The organism is Microbacterium sp. NPDC089696 (genome assembly GCF_044749125.1).
Taxonomy (GTDB): Bacteria; Actinomycetota; Actinomycetes; order Actinomycetales; family Microbacteriaceae; genus Microbacterium.
Map to the genome: position 1 here is coordinate 1,806,462 of NZ_JBIVHF010000001.1, position 17,191 is coordinate 1,823,652.

The 17,191-nt window shown below is 70.4% G+C and carries 15 protein-coding genes and 2 tRNA genes; 12 read left to right on the forward strand and 5 right to left on the reverse strand.

All coding sequences use genetic code 11. From position 1 onward, the window contains the following. Nucleotides 1-59: 59 nt before the first annotated feature. A complete protein-coding gene (locus ACIPY8_RS08940; protein WP_400817115.1) occupies nt 60-605 on the reverse strand; it encodes a TetR/AcrR family transcriptional regulator in 546 nt (181 codons plus the stop codon). 118 nt (nt 606-723) lie between these two features. Between ACIPY8_RS08940 and ACIPY8_RS08945 the strand changes: the two genes are divergently transcribed. From ACIPY8_RS08945 to ACIPY8_RS08980, 8 genes are all read left to right on the forward strand, one after another. Continuing rightward, nucleotides 724-2,259 (forward strand): MFS transporter, encoded by a 1,536-nt coding sequence (locus tag ACIPY8_RS08945; RefSeq protein WP_400817117.1) that lies wholly within the window; start codon nt 724-726, stop codon nt 2,257-2,259. A gap of 67 nt (nt 2,260-2,326) precedes the next feature. Next, entirely contained in the window at nt 2,327-3,370 is a 1,044-nt protein-coding gene (locus ACIPY8_RS08950) for a 3-isopropylmalate dehydrogenase (protein WP_400817119.1), read from the forward strand. Between the two features lie 63 nt (nt 3,371-3,433). Then, the gene (locus ACIPY8_RS08955; RefSeq protein WP_400817121.1) at nt 3,434-4,534 is read left to right on the forward strand and encodes a branched-chain amino acid aminotransferase; all 1,101 of its coding nucleotides are present in this window, start codon (nt 3,434-3,436) and stop codon (nt 4,532-4,534) included. A gap of 83 nt (nt 4,535-4,617) precedes the next feature. Further along, nucleotides 4,618-5,394, forward strand: a complete 777-nt coding sequence (locus tag ACIPY8_RS08960; protein ID WP_400817123.1) for a fumarylacetoacetate hydrolase family protein — start codon at nt 4,618-4,620, stop codon at nt 5,392-5,394. Next, nucleotides 5,391-6,671 carry an MFS transporter gene (locus ACIPY8_RS08965; protein WP_400817125.1) on the forward strand — a complete coding sequence of 427 codons (1,281 nt, stop codon included), beginning with the start codon at nt 5,391-5,393 and terminating at the stop codon, nt 6,669-6,671. The genes ACIPY8_RS08960 and ACIPY8_RS08965 overlap by 4 nt, the downstream gene beginning before the upstream one ends. Then, entirely contained in the window at nt 6,668-7,432 is a 765-nt protein-coding gene (locus ACIPY8_RS08970) for a class I SAM-dependent methyltransferase (protein WP_400817127.1), read from the forward strand. Before ACIPY8_RS08965 ends, ACIPY8_RS08970 begins: the two co-directional genes overlap by 4 nt. 19 nt (nt 7,433-7,451) lie before the next feature. Beyond that, entirely contained in the window at nt 7,452-8,957 is a 1,506-nt protein-coding gene (gene gltX / locus ACIPY8_RS08975) for a glutamate--tRNA ligase (RefSeq protein WP_400817129.1), read from the forward strand. Nucleotides 8,958-9,054: 97 nt separating this feature from the next. Continuing rightward, nucleotides 9,055-9,126: transfer RNA gene (locus tag ACIPY8_RS08980), tRNA-Gln, on the forward strand. 49 nt (nt 9,127-9,175) lie between these two features. Here ACIPY8_RS08980 and ACIPY8_RS08985 read toward each other — a convergent pair. Then, nucleotides 9,176-9,979: a hypothetical protein gene (locus ACIPY8_RS08985; RefSeq protein ID WP_400817131.1), complete on the reverse strand. Its 804-nt coding sequence runs from the start codon at nt 9,977-9,979 to the stop codon at nt 9,176-9,178. A gap of 174 nt (nt 9,980-10,153) precedes the next feature. Here ACIPY8_RS08985 and ACIPY8_RS08990 point away from each other — a divergent pair, with 174 nt between their 5' ends. The 3 genes from ACIPY8_RS08990 to pepN all read left to right on the forward strand — a co-directional run bounded on the left by ACIPY8_RS08990 (nt 10,154) and on the right by pepN (nt 14,002). Further along, a complete protein-coding gene (locus ACIPY8_RS08990; RefSeq protein ID WP_400817133.1) occupies nt 10,154-11,113 on the forward strand; it encodes a DNA topoisomerase IB in 960 nt (319 codons plus the stop codon). 90 nt (nt 11,114-11,203) lie between these two features. Then, the gene (locus ACIPY8_RS08995) at nt 11,204-11,509 is read left to right on the forward strand and encodes a DUF4190 domain-containing protein (RefSeq protein WP_400817135.1); all 306 of its coding nucleotides are present in this window, start codon (nt 11,204-11,206) and stop codon (nt 11,507-11,509) included. Between the two features lie 12 nt (nt 11,510-11,521). Further along, the gene (gene pepN, locus ACIPY8_RS09000; protein ID WP_400817137.1) at nt 11,522-14,002 is read left to right on the forward strand and encodes an aminopeptidase N; all 2,481 of its coding nucleotides are present in this window, start codon (nt 11,522-11,524) and stop codon (nt 14,000-14,002) included. Between the two features lie 17 nt (nt 14,003-14,019). Here pepN and ACIPY8_RS09005 read toward each other — a convergent pair whose 3' ends face one another. Beyond that, nucleotides 14,020-14,913, reverse strand: a complete 894-nt coding sequence (locus ACIPY8_RS09005) for an aminoglycoside phosphotransferase family protein (RefSeq protein WP_400817139.1) — start codon at nt 14,911-14,913, stop codon at nt 14,020-14,022. Beyond that, on the reverse strand, nt 14,913-15,551 hold the full coding sequence (locus ACIPY8_RS09010; protein WP_400817141.1) for an MBL fold metallo-hydrolase: 639 nt from the start codon (nt 15,549-15,551) through the stop codon (nt 14,913-14,915). Before ACIPY8_RS09010 ends, ACIPY8_RS09005 begins: the two co-directional genes overlap by 1 nt. A 153-nt stretch (nt 15,552-15,704) precedes the next feature. On the opposite strand from ACIPY8_RS09010, the gene ACIPY8_RS09015 reads away from it, so the two are divergent. Continuing rightward, a tRNA-Glu gene (locus ACIPY8_RS09015) sits at nt 15,705-15,777 on the forward strand. Nucleotides 15,778-15,846: 69 nt separating this feature from the next. On the opposite strand, the gene ACIPY8_RS09020 is transcribed toward ACIPY8_RS09015, so the two are convergent. After that, nucleotides 15,847-17,163, reverse strand: a complete 1,317-nt coding sequence (locus ACIPY8_RS09020; RefSeq protein WP_400817143.1) for an acyltransferase — start codon at nt 17,161-17,163, stop codon at nt 15,847-15,849. Nucleotides 17,164-17,191: the final 28 nt, after the last annotated feature.

A 17,191-nucleotide genomic window follows, 5' to 3' on the forward strand; every position in this document is an offset into this window, starting at 1 on the left:
AGGGAGGATGCCGTGCGCCACGGCATCCTCCCTCGTCGCGTCAGCGGGTGGCGGGGCGGTCAGCGGGCAGTGGCGCGCAGCACGAGCGCGAGCAGCGCCTCGAGCTCCTCGCGGTGGGGGACCAGGTGCTCCTCGCCGTTCACATCGAGCGAGTTGTTGAAGTAGAGGCCGTCGCTCACGAGCATCACGAGGTCGAGGCTCGCTCGATCGCGGACGTGCGGGCGGATGGTGTCCTCCCAGCGCCGGCGCACCTGGCGCAGCGCGTCTCCGGCGGCGACGGATCCGCCCTGCGCGAGGCGCGAGGTGGCGATGAGCGCGCGGTCGAGGTCGTCGTCCTCCATCACGGAGGTCCGCACGTAGTACGCGACCGGTCCGTCCTCGTGGGCGTTCATGCGCTCGAGGTCGACGGTGGTGAGGCGGTCGAGCCGGTCGAGGATGCCGGCGACGAGGTCGTCCTTGGACCCGAAGTGGTAGAGCAGCCCACCCTTCGAGACGCCCGCTTCGCGAGCGGTGGCGTCGAGGGTCGCGGCGCGCTCACCGTCGTTGATGACGATCTTCTCGAACGCGTCGAGGACGCGCTCGCGCGCGAGAGGTGGTCGGGGCATCGGGGTCCTCTGCTCGGCGGATTCCTGTGTTCACGCTACGCCAGGGGAGCGGCGATTCTGTTACTATACCATCCGGACGGTTTAGAATCAGGCCGCCGCAACTCGAAAGGTGTGACCCATGACCCGGACGGCGTCGATCCCGACGACGGAGACGGATGCTCCCCGCGTGGGCCCCCGCGGATGGGCGGCTCTCGTCGTCCTCATGCTGCCGGTGCTCCTCGTGTCGGTGGACAACACGGTGCTGAGCTTCGCGCTCCCGGAGATCTCCATCGCCCTCGCGCCGAGCGGAGCCGAGCAGCTGTGGATCATCGACGTGTACCCGCTCGTGCTGGCGGGTCTTCTCGTGACGATGGGCACGCTCGGCGACCGCTTCGGACGTCGGCGGATGCTGCTCATCGGCGCGACCGGTTTCGCGATCGTGTCGGCCCTCGCCGCTTTCGCGCCGACCGCGGGTCTGCTCATCGCCGCTCGCGCGCTGCTGGGATTCTTCGGCGCCATGCTCATGCCGTCGACCCTGTCGCTGCTGCGCTCGATCTTCCTCAACCGCGACCAGCGCCGCCTCGCGATCGCGGTGTGGGCCTCCGCGTTCTCCGCGGGCGCGGCCCTCGGCCCGATCGTCGGCGGGTTCCTGCTCGAGCACTTCGCGTGGGGGGCCGTGTTCCTGATCGCCGTGCCGGTGCTGATCCCGCTCCTGATCTGCGCCCCGCTGCTCGTTCCCGAGAGCCGCGACCCGCACCCCGGACGCACCGACCCGATCAGCATCCTGCTCTCGATGGCCGCGATGATCCCGGTCGTGTACGCGATCAAGTCGTTCGCCGTCGACGGCCCCTCGCTCACCGCCGGCGGTTGGGCGCTGCTCGGCGTCGCGATGGGCTGGCTCTTCGTGCGCCGTCAGCTGCGCGCCGAGGTCCCCATGCTCGACATGGCGCTGTTCCGGCGCGGGTCGTTCTCGGGGGCGATCCTCGTGAACCTGCTCAGCGTCGTGGCGCTCGTGGGCTTCCTGTACTTCGTGTCGCAGCACCTCCAGCTCGTGCTCGGCCTGTCGCCGATGGTCGCGGGTCTCGCGCTCGTGCCCGGCATGGTCGCGATGATCATCGCCGGCCTCAGCGTCGTGCCGATCTCGCGTCGGGTGCCGCCGCACATCCTCGTTCCCGCCGGACTCGTGTTCTCGGTCATCGGGTACCTGCTGGTCGCGGTCTCGACCGAGGATCACGGCGTCGCTCCTCTCATCCTCGCGTTCGTGGTGCTCGGCATCGGCATCGGCGCGGCCGAGACGATCTCGAACGAGCTCATCCTGTCGAGCGCACCGGCCGCGAAGGCCGGCGCTGCGAGTGCGGTGTCGGAGACGGCCTACGAGCTCGGGGCCGTGCTCGGCACCGCCGTGCTCGGCGGCCTCATCACCGCGTTCTACCGTGGCGCCCTCGTGATCCCCGAGGGCATCCCCGCCGAGGCGGCGCACGCGGCGTCCGAGACCCTCGCCGGAGCGTTCACCGCGGCGGCCGGGCTGCCCGCGGAGCTCGGCGACGCGCTGTGGGCTGCGGCGTCCGCGGCCTTCGGCTCCGGGGTGCTGGTGACCTCGCTCATCGGCGCCGCACTGGTCGTGCTGGCCGGCGTCATCGCCGCCGTCACACTGCGCAAGGCCCCCACGCACTGACCACTACGCTGGGAGGACCGGCCCGCCCGTACCGGGTGCGCCGGTCCATCCCGATGCAAGGAGTCGCATGTCGCGTGTCGTGAAGCTGGCCGTGATCCCCGGAGACGGGATCGGTCCCGAGGTCGTCGCCGAGGCGGAGAAGGTCCTCGACGCCGTCACCGCCGCGAGCGACGTGACCTTCGAGAAGACGCGGTTCTCCCTCGGAGCCGGACGCTTCCTCGAGACCGGCGACACGCTGACCGACGACGATCTGCGGGCGATCTCGGCGCACGACGCGATCCTGCTCGGCGCGGTCGGCGGCACCCCGGGGGACCCGCGCCTCAAGGACGCGAACATCGAGCGCGGTCTGCTGCTGAAGCTCCGCTTCACTCTCGACCACTACGTGAACCTGCGGCCGTCGAAGCTCTTCGCCGGTGCGTCCGGCCCTCTCGCGGACCCGGGTGCGATCGACTTCGTCGTGGTCCGTGAAGGCACTGAGGGGCCGTACGTGGGCAACGGGGGAGCGATCCGCCAGGGCACCCCGCACGAGATCGCGAACGAGACCTCGGTCAACACGGCGTTCGGCGTCGAGCGCGTCGTGCGCTACGCGTTCGACCTCGCCGAGCGCCGCCGCAAGCAGCTCACGCTCGTGCACAAGACCAACGTGCTCGTGCACGCCGGCGCGATCTGGAAGCGGATCGTCGACGAGGTCGCCGCCGAGCACCCCGAGGTGCAGGTCGACTACCTGCACGTCGATGCCGCGACGATCTTCCTCGTGACCGACCCTTCGCGCTTCGACGTGATCGTCACGGACAACCTCTTCGGCGACATCCTCACCGACCTCGCCGGCGCCGTCACGGGCGGTATCGGCCTCGCGGCCTCGGGGAACATCAACCCCGACGGCGCGTTCCCGTCGATGTTCGAGCCGGTGCACGGTTCCGCGCCCGACATCGCCGGTCAGCAGAAGGCCGACCCGACCGCCGCGATCCTCTCCGTCGCGCTGCTGCTCGACCACCTCGGCTTCGCGACGGAGAGCGCTCGTGTGAGCGCCGCCGTGGAGGCCGACATCGCCGCGCGCACCGGTGCGCGAGCGACCGCGGACATCGGCTCCGCGATCACCGCACGCCTCTGAACGGCAGGCGTAGGCTGAGAAGGCGCGATGATGCGCCCACCCACGAGGAACGGAAGAAACGAGATGACGACCATCGACGCTGAGGCGGCTCTGGCTCCGCTGGAGTTCGCGGTGACGAAGAACTTGAACGCCGCCACGAGGGCGCGCGTGGCCGAGGTGCATGAGGACCCGGGCTTCGGCACGGCCTTCACCGACCACATGGTCGACATCTGCTGGTCGGCCAAGGGCGGGTGGCATCGGCCGCGCGTGCAGCCCTACGGTCCGATCGCGCTCGACCCCGCCGCCTCCGTGCTCCACTACGCGCAGGAGATCTTCGAGGGCATCAAGGCCTACCGTCACGCCGACGGCTCGGTGCACACCTTCCGTCCCGACCGCAATGCGGCGCGGATGCAGGCGAGCGCGCGCCGCCTGGCCCTCCCCGAGCTCCCGACCGAGTACTTCATCCAGTCGCTCCGCGAGATCGTCGCAGTCGACGGGCACTGGGTGCCGTCCGGCGCCGACCAGAGCCTGTACCTGCGGCCGTTCATGTTCGCCAAGGAGGCGTTCCTCGGTGTTCGCGCGGCGCAGAAGGTCGCGTACTACGTGATCGCGAGCCCCGCGGGCGCGTACTTCACCGGTGGCGTGAAGCCCGTGCGCATCTGGCTCTCGGAGGACTACGCCCGCGCGGGCAAGGGCGGTACCGGCAAGGCGAAGACCGGCGGCAACTACGCCTCGAGTCTGCTCGCGCAGAAGGAGGCCAGCGCGAAGGGCTGCGACCAGGTCGTCTTCCTCAACGAGGACCGCTATGTCGAGGAGCTCGGCGGCATGAACGTCGTGTTCGTGTTCAAGGACGGCCGCGTCGTGACGCCCGAGTCCGACAGCATCCTCGAAGGCATCACGCGGGACTCGCTGCTGCAGCTCGCCGAGGACCGCGGCTACACGGTGGAGAAGCGCCCCATCTCGATCGACGAGTGGCGCGAGGGCGTGGAGTCCGGCGACATCGTCGAAGTGTTCGCGTGCGGCACCGCCGCGGTGGTGACGCCGATCGGCGCCCTGCTCGGTGAGGGCTTCGAGCAGGAGCAGCCTCTCGGGGAGCTCGCGCTGTCGCTGCGGGAGGAGCTCACCGACATCCAGTACGGGCGCCGTGAGGACCGGCACGGCTGGCTGCTGCGTCTCGACGTCTGAGCGTTCTCCACGACTCCGGACCCCGTCTTGCGAACTCTGCAAGGCGGGGCTTCGTCGTCGAGCCCGCTGGCTAGGCTGAATGCATGAAGATCGCCCGATTCAGCCATGACGACGCCATCCTCTTCGGGATCGTCGACGACACCGACCTCGTCGTCCTCGCGGGCGACCCGCTGTTCGCGGGATACGAGACGACGGGCGTGCGCGTGCCGATCGCGGATGCCGTGATCCTGGCGCCCGTGATCCCCCGATCGAAGATCGTGTGCGTGGGCAAGAACTACCACGACCACGCGGCGGAGATGGGCGGCGAAGCGCCGGAGGAGCCGCTGCTCTTCCTCAAGCCGAACACCGCGGTGATCGGCCCCGGCGACGCGATCGTGCGCCCGGCGATCTCCGAGCAGACCGAGTACGAGGGCGAGCTCGCCGTCGTGATCGGTCGTGTCGCGAAGAACGTCTCGGCGGCCGACGCCCTCGACCACGTGCTCGGCTACACGATCGCGAACGACGTGACGGCGCGCGACCTGCAGCGCAAGGACGGTCAGTGGACCCGCGCGAAGGGCTTCGACACCTTCTGCCCGCTCGGCCCCACGATCAACACCGACTTCGACCCCTCGACGGCGACGATCGAGACGCGCGTGAACGGCGAGGTGCGCCAGCACGCTCCGCTCACCGACATGATCCATTCGGTCGCCGCGATCATCGAGCACGCCTCGGCTGTGTTCACGCTGCTCCCCGGCGACGTGATCCTCACCGGGACGCCCGCGGGTGTGGGCGCGTTCTCCGCCGGAGACACGGTCGAGGTGGAGATCACCGGACTCGGCATCCTGCGCAACGTCGTGCGCGACGCGCCCCGCGCATCATGAGCGTCGTCGCCCTGTCGGCGACGCAGCTGGCGAGGGTGCAGCGCCGCACCGTGCTGACCCTGTCGCTCGGGCAGGTGCTCGGCGGCATCGCCTTCGGTGCGACCGTGTCGCTCGGCGCGCTCCTCGCGGCGGACATCTCCGGCGACGATGCGCTCTCGGGCCTGGCGACGGCATCCGTGACCCTCGGCGCCGCGCTGTGCGCCATCCCGCTCGCGCGCCTCGCAGCCCGGGTCGGTCGACGGCGCGCGCTCACGCTCGGCAACCTGTTCGCGCTCGTGGGAATCGTCGTCGTGATCCTCGCCGCATCGCTGCGGGTGTTCCCGCTGCTGCTGGTCGGCATCGTCATGATCGGCGCCGGCAACGCGGGGAACCTGCAGTCGCGGTTCGCGGCGACCGATCTCGCAGCGCCCACGCATCGAGGACGCGACCTCTCGATCGTCGTGTGGGCCACCACGATCGGCGGCGTCGCCGGTCCGCTGCTGCTCGGTCCCGGCGAGATCGTCGGCGAGATGATCGGCATGCCGCCGCAGACGGGGTCGTACGCGTTCTCGTTCGTCGCGCAGTGCGCCGCGCTCGTCCTGTACCTGGTCGCCCTGCGCCCCGACCCGCTGCTCACTGCACAGCGTCTCGCGACCGCGACGACGGCAGCGACCGGCACCGCGGTCGCCGACCGGCCGCGGATCGCGCGCTACGCGATCTTCGCGATCGCCGGGTCGCACGTCGTGATGGCGTCCGTCATGGCGATGACCCCCGTGCACCTCTCGCACATGGCGCACGGCGCACACGGCATGGCGCCCACTCCGGCCGACGTGTCGGCGCTGGTCGGCGTCACGATCGCCCTGCACGTCGGCGGCATGTACGCGCTCTCGCCGCTGTTCGGCATCCTCGCCGATCGGTGGGGTCGCCTGCGCGTCGTGCTGCTCGGGCAGGTGCTGCTCGGCGGCGCCTTGGCTTTCGCCGTGTTCGCGAACGACCGCGAGTGGGGCGTGATCGTCGCGCTGATCCTCCTCGGTCTCGGGTGGAGCGCCGCGACCGTCGCCGGAGCGGCTCTGCTCACCGAGGCGAGCGCGCCCGAGCTGCGCACTCGCCGGCAGGGGCGGAGCGACTCGCTGATGAGCCTGTCCGCCGCAGCGGGCGCCGTGCTCGCGGGCGTCGTGCTCGCGAACTTCCAGTACGCGGGTCTCGGCGTCGCTGCCTCCGTGATCGTCCTCGCGATCGTCGCACTGTCGCCGCTCGCGGTGCAGCGCGCCGCGCGAGTCGGAGCGCCTGTGACATGAAGAGCTGGACGGCCACGGGGGAGGCGTACGCGGCGTCGTACGCGTCGCTGTGCCTGGGGACCGCGCCGGAGCTGATCGCCGCGCTCGGACCCGGCGCCGGTCGCACGTTGCTCGACGTCGGTTCGGGGACGTCGTCCCTGCTCGCCGCGTTCGCACGAGACGGCTGGACGGTCACGGGCTGCGAGCCGGAGCCGTCGATGCGCGTGGTCGCGGAGCGAGAGCATCCGGAGATCGTGTCCCTGCCCGGCGGCCTTCCGGAGCTGCCGTTCGCGACCGACTCGTTCGACGTCGTCACCGCGAACTTCGTCCTCAACCACGTCGCGGATCCGCGGGCATCGGCCACCGAGCTCGCGCGGGTCTCGGCAGACCGCGTCGCCGCCACGATCTGGGCGCAGTCGCCGTCATGGTTCTGGCGAGAGGTCTGCGATCGTGCGGGTCTCGTACCCGCCGAGGGGGAGCGGCTGCCCGCCGAGCGGGACTTCGCGCGCACCTCCGAGGGCTTCGCCGGGATGCTGACGGAGGCCGGTTGGCGAGGGGTCGCCGTGGCCGAGAAGACCTGGACGTGGCGTGCGCGACCGGAGGTGCTCTGGATCTCGGCCGAGGGTGGCGTCGCGAGCGCTGGCCTGTTCTACCGCAGCCTCGACGATGCCGGTCGCGCAGCGTTCCGCCGGGGCTTCGACGCGGTGTGCGGCGAGCGGGCGGTCGACGGCGAGGTGCCGCTCGAGCACACCGCGGCGATCGCCGTGGGCGAGGCACGCTGAGCCGTAGAATCGAAGGGCTATGGCTACTCCTCATCCCCTCACCACGACCGCGAGCGGCGCCGACGTGCGCGTCCGCTTCTGCCCCTCGCCGACGGGTCTGCCGCACGTCGGCATGGTCCGCACCGCGCTGTTCAACTGGGCGTACGCGCGCCACAACGGCGGGAAGATGGTGTTCCGCATCGAGGACACCGATGCCGCTCGCGACAGCGAGGAGAGCTTCCGTCAGCTCGTCGACGCGCTGACCTGGCTCAAGATCGACTGGGACGAGGGCGTCGAGGTCGGCGGTCCGCACGCGCCGTACCGCCAGTCCGAGCGCCATGACATCTACCGCGGCGTCATCGACAAGCTGCTCGCGACGGGTGCGCTCTACGAGAGCTACTCGACCGCCGAGGAGATCGACGCGCGCAATGAAGCCGCCGGCCGTGCGAAGCAGCTCGGCTACGACAACTTCGACCGCGACCTCACCGACGAGCAGAAGGCCGCGTTCCGCGCTGAGGGTCGTCAGCCCGCGCTGCGCCTGCGTGTGCCGGACGAGGACGTCACGTACGTCGACCTCATCCGCGGCGAGGTCACCTTCCCGGCAGGGTCGTTCCCCGACTTCGTGGTCGTCCGCCCCAACGGCATCCCGCTGTACACCTTCGTGAACCCGGTCGACGATGCGCTCATGGGCATCACGCACGTGCTGCGCGGCGAGGACCTCATGCCGTCGACCGCCCGGCAGCTCGCGCTGTACGCGGCCCTGATCGACGCGGGTGTCACGACGTTCGTGCCGCGCTTCGCGCACATGCCGCTCGTGCTGGGGGAGACCGGCACGAAGAAGCTCTCGAAGCGCGACCCGCAGGCCGACCTGTTCCTGCATCGCGAGCGCGGGTTCATCCACGAGGGGCTGCTGAACTACCTGGCGCTGCTCGGCTGGTCGATCGGCCCCGACCGCGACGTGTTCTCGCTCGAGGAGTTCATCGCGGCGTTCGACATCACGAACGTCAATCCGAACCCGGCGCGCTTCGATCAGAAGAAGGCCGAGTCGATCAACGGCGACCACATCCGGATGCTGGGGGAGAAGGACTTCGCCGAGCGGACGATCCCGTATCTCGCCGCCGCAGGCCTGTTCGACGAGCCGACGCACGAGCAGCTCGTGCTGGCCTTCCGCGCCGCACCTCTCGTGCAGGAGCGCGTGCAGCTGCTCGGCGACGTCCCGGGCATGCTGGGCTTCCTCTTCGTCGACGAGGTCTCGTATGACGCCGACGCGCTCAAGGGGCTGCCCGCGAACGCGGCCGAGGTGCTCGACGCGTGCGTCGCGGCGATCGAGCCGATCGAGGAGTTCACGCCGGAGAAGATCCAGGACGCGCTCGCGACGGCGCTCGTGGAGAAGCTCGAGCTCAAGCCTCGGGTCGCCTACGGACCGCCCCGCGTCGCCATCACGGGCCGCCGTGTCTCCCCGCCGCTCTTCGAGTCGATGGAACTGATCGGCAAGGACGAGTCGCTGCGCCGCCTGCGCGGCCTCTCGGCCTTCCTCGCGCAGTGACGGCGCGCCCGGGCGGCGACGCGCAGCCGGACGTTTTGGCATTCCGGTCGCCGCTCGGGTAGGCTTGACTCTCGGTGCGAGGCCCAGCTTTCGCCCTTGGGGTATGGTGTAATTGGCAACACGGCTGATTCTGGTTCAGTTGTTCTTGGTTCGAGTCCAGGTACCCCAGCACAACGAAAACCCCCGCTCAGGCGGGGGTTTCGTGGTTTCTGGGAGGGCTACTCGCACTCTCCGAGGAAGCCGAGATAGCACACGGCCTCGTGGGTCTCCGCGGGGCGGTAGTCGTTGTTCGAGACCTGCCGGACGTCGGTCTCCGCAGTGCGGGTCAGGTTGCCGTAGGTGCCGAGGGTCGCGACGTACGATCCCGGGGTGTCCTGCGCCTGCATCTCGAGGATCGCGCCGTTGTAGTCGGTGCACAGGACGGTCGCGCTCTCGGTCAGCTCGACGCCCACGCAGGTCGCGTTGTAGGTCGCAAGGAGCAGGTTCGTGCAGTCGGTCCAGTCCTGGTCGACATAGCAGGGGTTCACGGCGTCCATGGTGACGTCGAAGCGACCGGTCTCATAGGTCTCGCTGTGGAACGTCTCGGGCTGCTCCGGCACGTCGACCTTCGTCCAGGTGCGCGCGGTGGTGAACGCCGTGACCACGACGATCGCGACGATCAGCAGCAGCGCGCCGAGGATCGAGAGCGTCACCCACAGGCCGACGTTCTTCCTCGCGGGCGCGGCGACGCCCGGGGCGCCGGCGAACTGCGCGGCACCGGGGTAACCGGCATCCGCGTATCCGGCCCCGGGGTAGCCCGTCTCCGGATATGCGGCGGTCACGGCGAACGCCGGATCCGCGTGAGCGGGAGTCTCGAACGGAACCGTGGGCTGGAGCGAGAGCCAGTAGCCGTACCAGCTCTGCGTGGACGCCGGATCGGCGGCGACCTGGTCGGCTTCGACGTCGCTGAGCGGGAGCGCCAGGCCACCGCGCAGGTCCGGTGTCGCGAGGGCCGACCGGAACTGCTCGAGTGACATCGTCATACAGATGAGGATGACAGACGCGGGTGTCCGCCAACAATCCGGAGGGTGACATCTCACCGGCGCGGTGCGCAGGGAGACCTCTAGCAGATCGCCCGGTCACGACGCCATGCCCTTCACCGGTGGTCCGGTCAGGGGCATGCTCGGTCGAGACGAGAACGACGGGGGAGCACGAGGATGGCGTTGAGGCGAGTCGTACCGGGAGAGGAACCGGGCATCCGTCGACGGCGGTCGGGCTCCGGGTTCCGCTATCTCGATGCGGCCGGTGATCCGGTCGCCGAGGCGGATCGCGAACGGATCTCCGACCTCGTCATCCCGCCGCGCTGGACCGACGTCTGGATCGCGGCGGACCCGCTCGCGCACATCCAGGCCGTCGGCACCGACGACGCCGGGCGCCGTCAGTACGTGTACCACCCGCTCTGGCGCACCGGTCGCGACCAGCGCAAGTTCGCACGTGCCCTGCGCCTCGCCGCCGCTCTGCCCTCCGCGCGCGGGCGTGTGACGAAGGCGATCGGAGAACCCGGGCTCTCGCGTGATCGGGCGTTGGCCGTCGCGTTCCGTCTGCTCGACGACGGCGCGCTGCGGATCGGCTCGGAGCGCTACCTCGTCAAGCACGGCAGCCGCGGCCTGAGCACGCTGCGGCGACGCGACGTCCGGATCGACGGCAGCACCGTGCACCTCAGCTTCCCCGCAAAGAGCAAGCAGCTCGCCTCGATCGAGATCACCGACGACGCGCTGGCCGACGCCCTCACGGAGTTCTCGGTCGGCTCGCCCCGGGCGACCCTGCTGGCCTACCGCAAGGGGCGGAGACGGGTGCGGCTGTCGTCCGCGGAGATCAACGACTATCTGCGCGAGGTCGCCGGCGGGAAGTTCACGGCCAAGGACTTCCGCACGCTGCACGGCACGATCCTCGCGGCCGACGCCCTCGCGCGAATCGGGGTGCTGGAGGGGCGCTCCGATCGGAAGAAGGCCGAGCGGCTGGCCGTGCAGGCCACGGCCTCCGCCCTCGGCAACACGATCGCGGTCGCCCGGGGCAGTTACATCGACCCGCGGGTCTTCCGCCAGTACGCGCGGGGCCGCACGCTCGACCTCACGGTGTCGCCCGAGTCCGCGATCCGGCGCCTTCTCGGTCGATGACGCTCCGGCCCGCAGCCCTGTCTCAGGACTGCGACAGGACTGCGACACCACCGCCACCACCGTGCGTTCTGGTCTTCCTACGCTGAGACCATGAGCACGCAGAACCCGCAGCACGCCTCGCATCCGATGCCGCAGACCGTCTACTCCCCGCCGCAGACTCCCCGCACGAACGGGCTCGCGATCGCGACGCTCGTCCTCGGCATCTGCGGGTTCGCGATCCTGCCCGTGGTGCTGGGGCACATCGCCCTCGGGCAGATCCGCAGCCGTCACGAGGGCGGGGCGGGTCTCGCCGTCGCCGGGCTCGTCCTCGGCTACCTGGCCCTCGCCGGGTACCTCGTGCTCGCGGTGATCGCGATCGTCGCGGTGGCCGGGGGTTTCGCGTTCGGGGGCAGATGACAGGATGGGTGCATGGACACAGCCAATCTCTCCCGCGAGGAGACGGCCGCGCGATCCGCATCCGTCACCGTGCACCGCATCCGCGTCGAGCTCGACCTGACCGGAGCGCCCGAGCGGGCACGGTCGGGGTTCCCCACGACCACCACGCTCGAGTTCTCCGCGACGACGCCGGAGACGTGGGTCGACTTCATCGGCCTGTCCGTCGATCGCGTGGTCGTCAACGGCGAGGAGCAGGGCGTCGACTGGGACGGAGCACGGATCCGCGTCCGTGGACTCGTCGCCGAGAACTCCGTGCGCATCGAGGGCGTGGGCGCCTACAGCCGCTCCGGCGAGGGGATGCATCGCTTCCACGACCCCGCCGACGACCGTACCTACCTGTACACGCAGTACGAGCCTGCCGATTCGCGTCGGGTCATGGCCTGCTTCGAGCAGCCCGATATGAAGGCCGAGTACGTCTTCGTCGTCGATGCTCCGGCGGGGTGGGAGATCCTGTCGAACCAGGCTCCGGCCTCGATCGACGAAGGGGTCGGCGTGCGGCGCGTCGAGTTCGCGCCCACCCTCCCGATCTCGAGCTACATCACGTCGGTCGCGGCCGGCCCGTACACGCGCGTCGAGGGGGAGTGGGGTCGCGCCGACCAGCGCATCGAGCTCGGCGTCTTCACCCGTCGGTCGCTCGCGGAGCACCTGGAGGCCGACGAGGTCCTCGAGATCACGCGGCAGGGACTCGACTTCTTCACCGACGCGTTCGCGTACCCGTACCCGTGGGGCAAGTACGACCAGATCTTCGTCCCGGAGTACAACCTCGGCGCGATGGAGAACCCGGGTCTCGTGACGTTCACCGAGTCGTACCTCTCGCGCGGCGCGGCGACCGAGGCGCAGCGCGCCGCTCGGGCGAACACGATCCTGCACGAGATGGCCCACATGTGGTTCGGCGATCTCGTCACCATGAAGTGGTGGGACGATCTGTGGCTCAAGGAGTCGTTCGCCGACTACATGGGCGCGCACGCCTCTGCGGCGGCGACCCGCTTCCACGACGCGTGGGTCACGTTCGCCGCCCGCCGCAAGGCCTGGGCGTACCAGCAGGACCAACTGCCCACGACGCATCCGATCGTGGCCGACATCAGCGACCTCGAGGCCGCCAAGCTGAACTTCGACGGCATCACCTACGCCAAGGGGGCGTCGGTGCTCAAGCAGCTCGTCGCCTTCGTGGGGGACGAGGCGTTCTTCGAGGGTGCGCGCCGGTACTTCTCGGCGAACGCCTTCGGCAACACGACGCTCGACGACTTCCTCGTGCAGCTCAGTGCCGTCTCCGGCCGCGACATGACCGAGTGGTCGCGTGCCTGGCTGCAGACCTCCGGGCTGTCGACGCTGGAGCTGGAGAGGGATGCCGACGGCGCGGCGGTCCTCGTGCAGCACGACCCGCGTCCCCACCGGCTGCGCATCGGCCTGTACGACCGGGTCGACGGTCGCCTCGTGCGACGCGACCAGATCGCCCTCGACGTCACCGAGGAGCGCACAGCGCTGGCGGTACCGGATGCCGAGCTCGTGCTGCTCAACGACGACGATCTCACCTACGCCAAGGCGCGGCTCGACGAGCGCTCGCTCGCCACGGTCGAGGAAGCGCTGTCCTCGATCGATGATCCGCTCGCGCGCGCCCTCGTCTGGTCGTCGCTGTGGAACGCCACGCGCGACGGCGAACTCGCCGCGACGCGGTACACGTCGATCGCCCGACGCCACGCTCCCGACGAGTCGAACATCGGTCTGCTCGTGGGCGTGATCGCCAACGCGGCCTTCGCGATCCATCACTACGTGGCCGAGGGGCAGCGGGCCGAGGAACAGCGGCTCTGGGCCGAGACCTCGTGGGCGGCGCTGAGTGCTGCGGAGGCGGGGAGCGACGCTCAGCTGTCGTGGGCGCGGTCGCTCGCCGCCGCATCCGCGTTCGACGACGTGCATCACCGGGAGGTGCGCGCCCTCCTCGACGGGCACGCCCCGGACGGGCTGACGGTCGACCCGGACCTGCGGTGGCAGCTGCTGACCGCTCTCGCCGCGACCGCGCACGTGGGCCTCGAGGAGATCGAGGCCGAGAGCGCCCGCGACGACACCGGCACCGGGCGTACGGCGGCGCGACGCGCGCGGGCCTCGCGACCGGAAGCCGCCGTGCGCCAGGCCGCCTGGAACGCGGCCTGGAACGACGACACGCTGAGCAACGACCATCTCGACGCCGAGATCGCGGGGTTCCGCGCGGGCGGACGCCGAGACCTCGTGGAGAGCTTCGACGACGAGTACTTCGCGCGTATCGCCGACGCCTGGCGCACGCGCAGCATCGAACTCGCGCAGCGGCTCGTGGTCGGGCTGTTTCCGGCGACGTCGACTCTCGACCCGGTCGATGCGTGGCTCGACGCCCACGGCGACGCGCCGGCGGCCCTGCGTCGCATCGTGATCGAGCAGCGTGATCACCTCGCCCGAGACCTGCGGGTCCGCGCCGCGCAGTAGTCCCGCGAGGCCGTGTCTCAGTCCTCGACGACCGCCCGCGCCGTGCTCTCCCCGAGGGCGCGGAAGTCCGGGCGGTCGTCGCTCTGCGTCAGGAACACCGCGGCGATGTACGCGGCCCACGCGCGGGCGCGCGTCCACGTCGCATCGTCGTAGCGGTCGGCGGTCCCGGCTCGGAAGCGCGCACGCCCGTCGGCGTCGAAGAGCAGCCAGGTCGCCGCGAGATCGTAGGCGGGATCCCCGGCGGTGACGTCGCCGAAGTCGATCAGCGCCGCGAGGGCGCCCTCGTGCGTGAGGATGTTGCCCGGATGCAGGTCACCGTGGATCCAGACCCGAGCACGTGCCGGTGCAGCGGCGAGGCCGCTCTGCCAGACCGCGTCGAGCGGTTCGGCCGCGGCGCGGTCCTCCGCGCGCAGGTACTCGAGGCGCAGGCGCAGCGCGGAGTCCCTCTCCCGCAGCGGGACGCCGCGGTAGGGGTTCGAGGGCGTGTCGGGCGGGGCCGGTCGGTGCACCGCGAGGAGCGCGGCGGCGAGGGCGGGAGCCCACGCCGAGTTTGTGTCGCGCGATCGACCGAGGGCGGGCGATCCCTGGATCCACGGGACCACGGACCACGGCCACGGGAACGTCGCGGTCGGACGCCCGACCACCACCGGGACGGGAGCCCGCACGCCGATGCGCGCGAGGCGCGGAGCGATCTCCGGAAGCGCTCGCTGCTCGTGGAGGATCAGATCGGCAGCGAGTGCTCGTCGGGGCACGCGCACCGCCAGTTCTGCGCCCAACCGCCAGATCGCGTTGTCCCACCCCTCGGCGACGAGCGCGAGAGGAAGGGCCGCGAGATCGCTCGACGCGGTGGCGAGAACGGCCCGCACGCCGTCGGCGTCGAGACGACGCTCGGCGGAGGGTGAGTCCGCCATCACACGTCGAGCGACTCGCCGGGTTCGAGCACGAAGAACTCCCCGCCGTCCTGCTCGGTCGCCCACTGCAGGCGCTGCCGGTGCATCGTCTTGCCTGCGACGGACAGCGTCATGTCGTGCGTGCCGAACGAGCGCCGCGGCTTCACGGCCAGAACGTAGTCCATCGCCTCGCCGATCTTCAGCCACGGGGCGCCGAGCGGTGCGGCGAGGGTCTGCACCTCGACGCCCTCGGGCACCGCGTAGGAGTCGCCGGGGTAGTAGAACTCGCCGTCGACGAGGACTCCGACGTTCTCGACCACGGGGAGCGAGGCGTGGATGACCTCGTGGACGCCGCCGAAGAAGCGCAGGGTGAAGCGTCCGGCGGTGACCGTGTCGCCCGGCGCGACGACCGTGATCTCGTATCCTTCGGCGGCGCGGGCGACGCCTGCCGGCGCGAAGATCGGGGTACCCGGCGCCGCTCGGAGGATGCGGTCGAGGTGCTCGGGGGTCCAGTGGTCAGGGTGCTCGTGCGTGATGACCACGGCGACCAGGCCGTGCAGATCGTCGATCGGAGAGGTGAACGATCCGGGATCGATCACCAGGACGTCGTCGCCCTTCTCGATGCGGAGGGCGGCATGTTCGAATTTCGTGACGCGCATGAGACGAGTCAACTCCTTCGCGCCGACTCTGGCAAACGATGCGCGCGGCGCGCCACGCCCGGGATCCGGTCCGCTCCGGCCTCGATTTGGCGACGTGAGAATCGTCGTGGCATACTTGAACAGTTGTCGCGGGACGGAAACGCTCCGCAGGACGGCCCCATCGTATAGCGGCCTAGTACGCCGCCCTCTCACGGCGGTAACGCGGGTTCGAATCCCGCTGGGGTCACACAACACGCGAAAGCCCTCGGTTATCCGAGGGCTTTCGTCGTCTCCGGGGACCTTCGCCCAGGTCGGGTCAGGTCGCTCGTCGCGACCCGGTGAGCCACAGCGCCGCGAGAGTGCAGACGAGCGACAGCGCGGCCAGCGGGAAGTCCAGTCCATAGGTCGTGATGCCGATGATCGGCGCGACGAAGACCATCACCGCGACCGCGCAGGTCCGCGGCCCGGGGAAGCGCGCCGGCTCGGGAGCCGGTGCGGCCTCGAAGCGCACGAGCCAGAGAGAGGCGACCCAGACGACGGCGAGTACGAGCACCAGGAACAGCGGGCGAGTCCACCACCACACGGCGCTTCCTGGCGCGGGCATCGGCAGCGGGAGCGCGAGCTGGATGCCGATGAGGATCATGATCACCGGCAGGTGCCACAGGTAGATCGTCATGAGCCGCGAACCGACCAGGAACACGGCCCCCTGCGCCGCCCTCGTCCTCATGAGGGCGGTGAGCGGCCGATGCAGCAGCGTCAGGCCCGCGGCCTGGATGACCGCGAGGACCGCCATGGGGGTGGTGGGCGGCCACTGGTTCGCGAGCATGCTCCACGAGTATCCGTCGAGCGATACCAGTCCCCAGAGCGCGAGGTACCCTGCGACCATCAGCAGCACGAGCTGCCACCAACGGCGTCGCGCGAACCAGCCGTCGTACAGGAAGAAGCCGACCTGCTGGGCGAACAGCCACACGAACACGATGTTGGGCACTCCGAACAGCTCCTGACCCGCGCCGTACCCGACGGGCGGAACGGGCTGGATGCCGAGGAGGCCGCCGATCACGATGTACCGGAAGCCGTCGACGAGCAGAGCCGCGGCGAGGAGCACGACCAGCACACGCGCACCGTGCCGCTCGTGCAGACGCATCATCGCGGGCGCGCACGCCTGGACGACGAGGTAGGCGGCGAGGAACCAGAGGGGCGAGCCGACGCCGACCGCGACCACGTCGACGAGCGCGGGATCGACGCCGAGCATCCGCACCGCTCCGAGCGCGACCGTGAAGAAGACGAACACGGGCACGGCCGGTCGGGCCAGTCGAGCGAGGCGCACCCGGGCGAACGCGTCGGCGCTCTCCCCACGGGCGACTGCCGAGCGCCAGCCCGCGCGCGCCGCGTAGCCGCCCACCACGAAGAACAGCGGCATGATGTTCGCGATCCAGGTGGCCGCGCTGAACCAGGGCTGCGCCTCGACGGTGCGTTCGATGAGGAGCGACCCGTCCGCGCCCCGGCCGACGCCGGTGAAGAGGATGTGCACGAACACGACGAGCACGACGCAGGTGACGCGCGCGAGGTCGAGCGTGAGGTCGCGGCCGACGGGCACCTCGCGGGCGGTCGTCTCCGGTGCGGCGCTGCTCATGGCGACGACTCTAGCGTCGTGGTGGTCC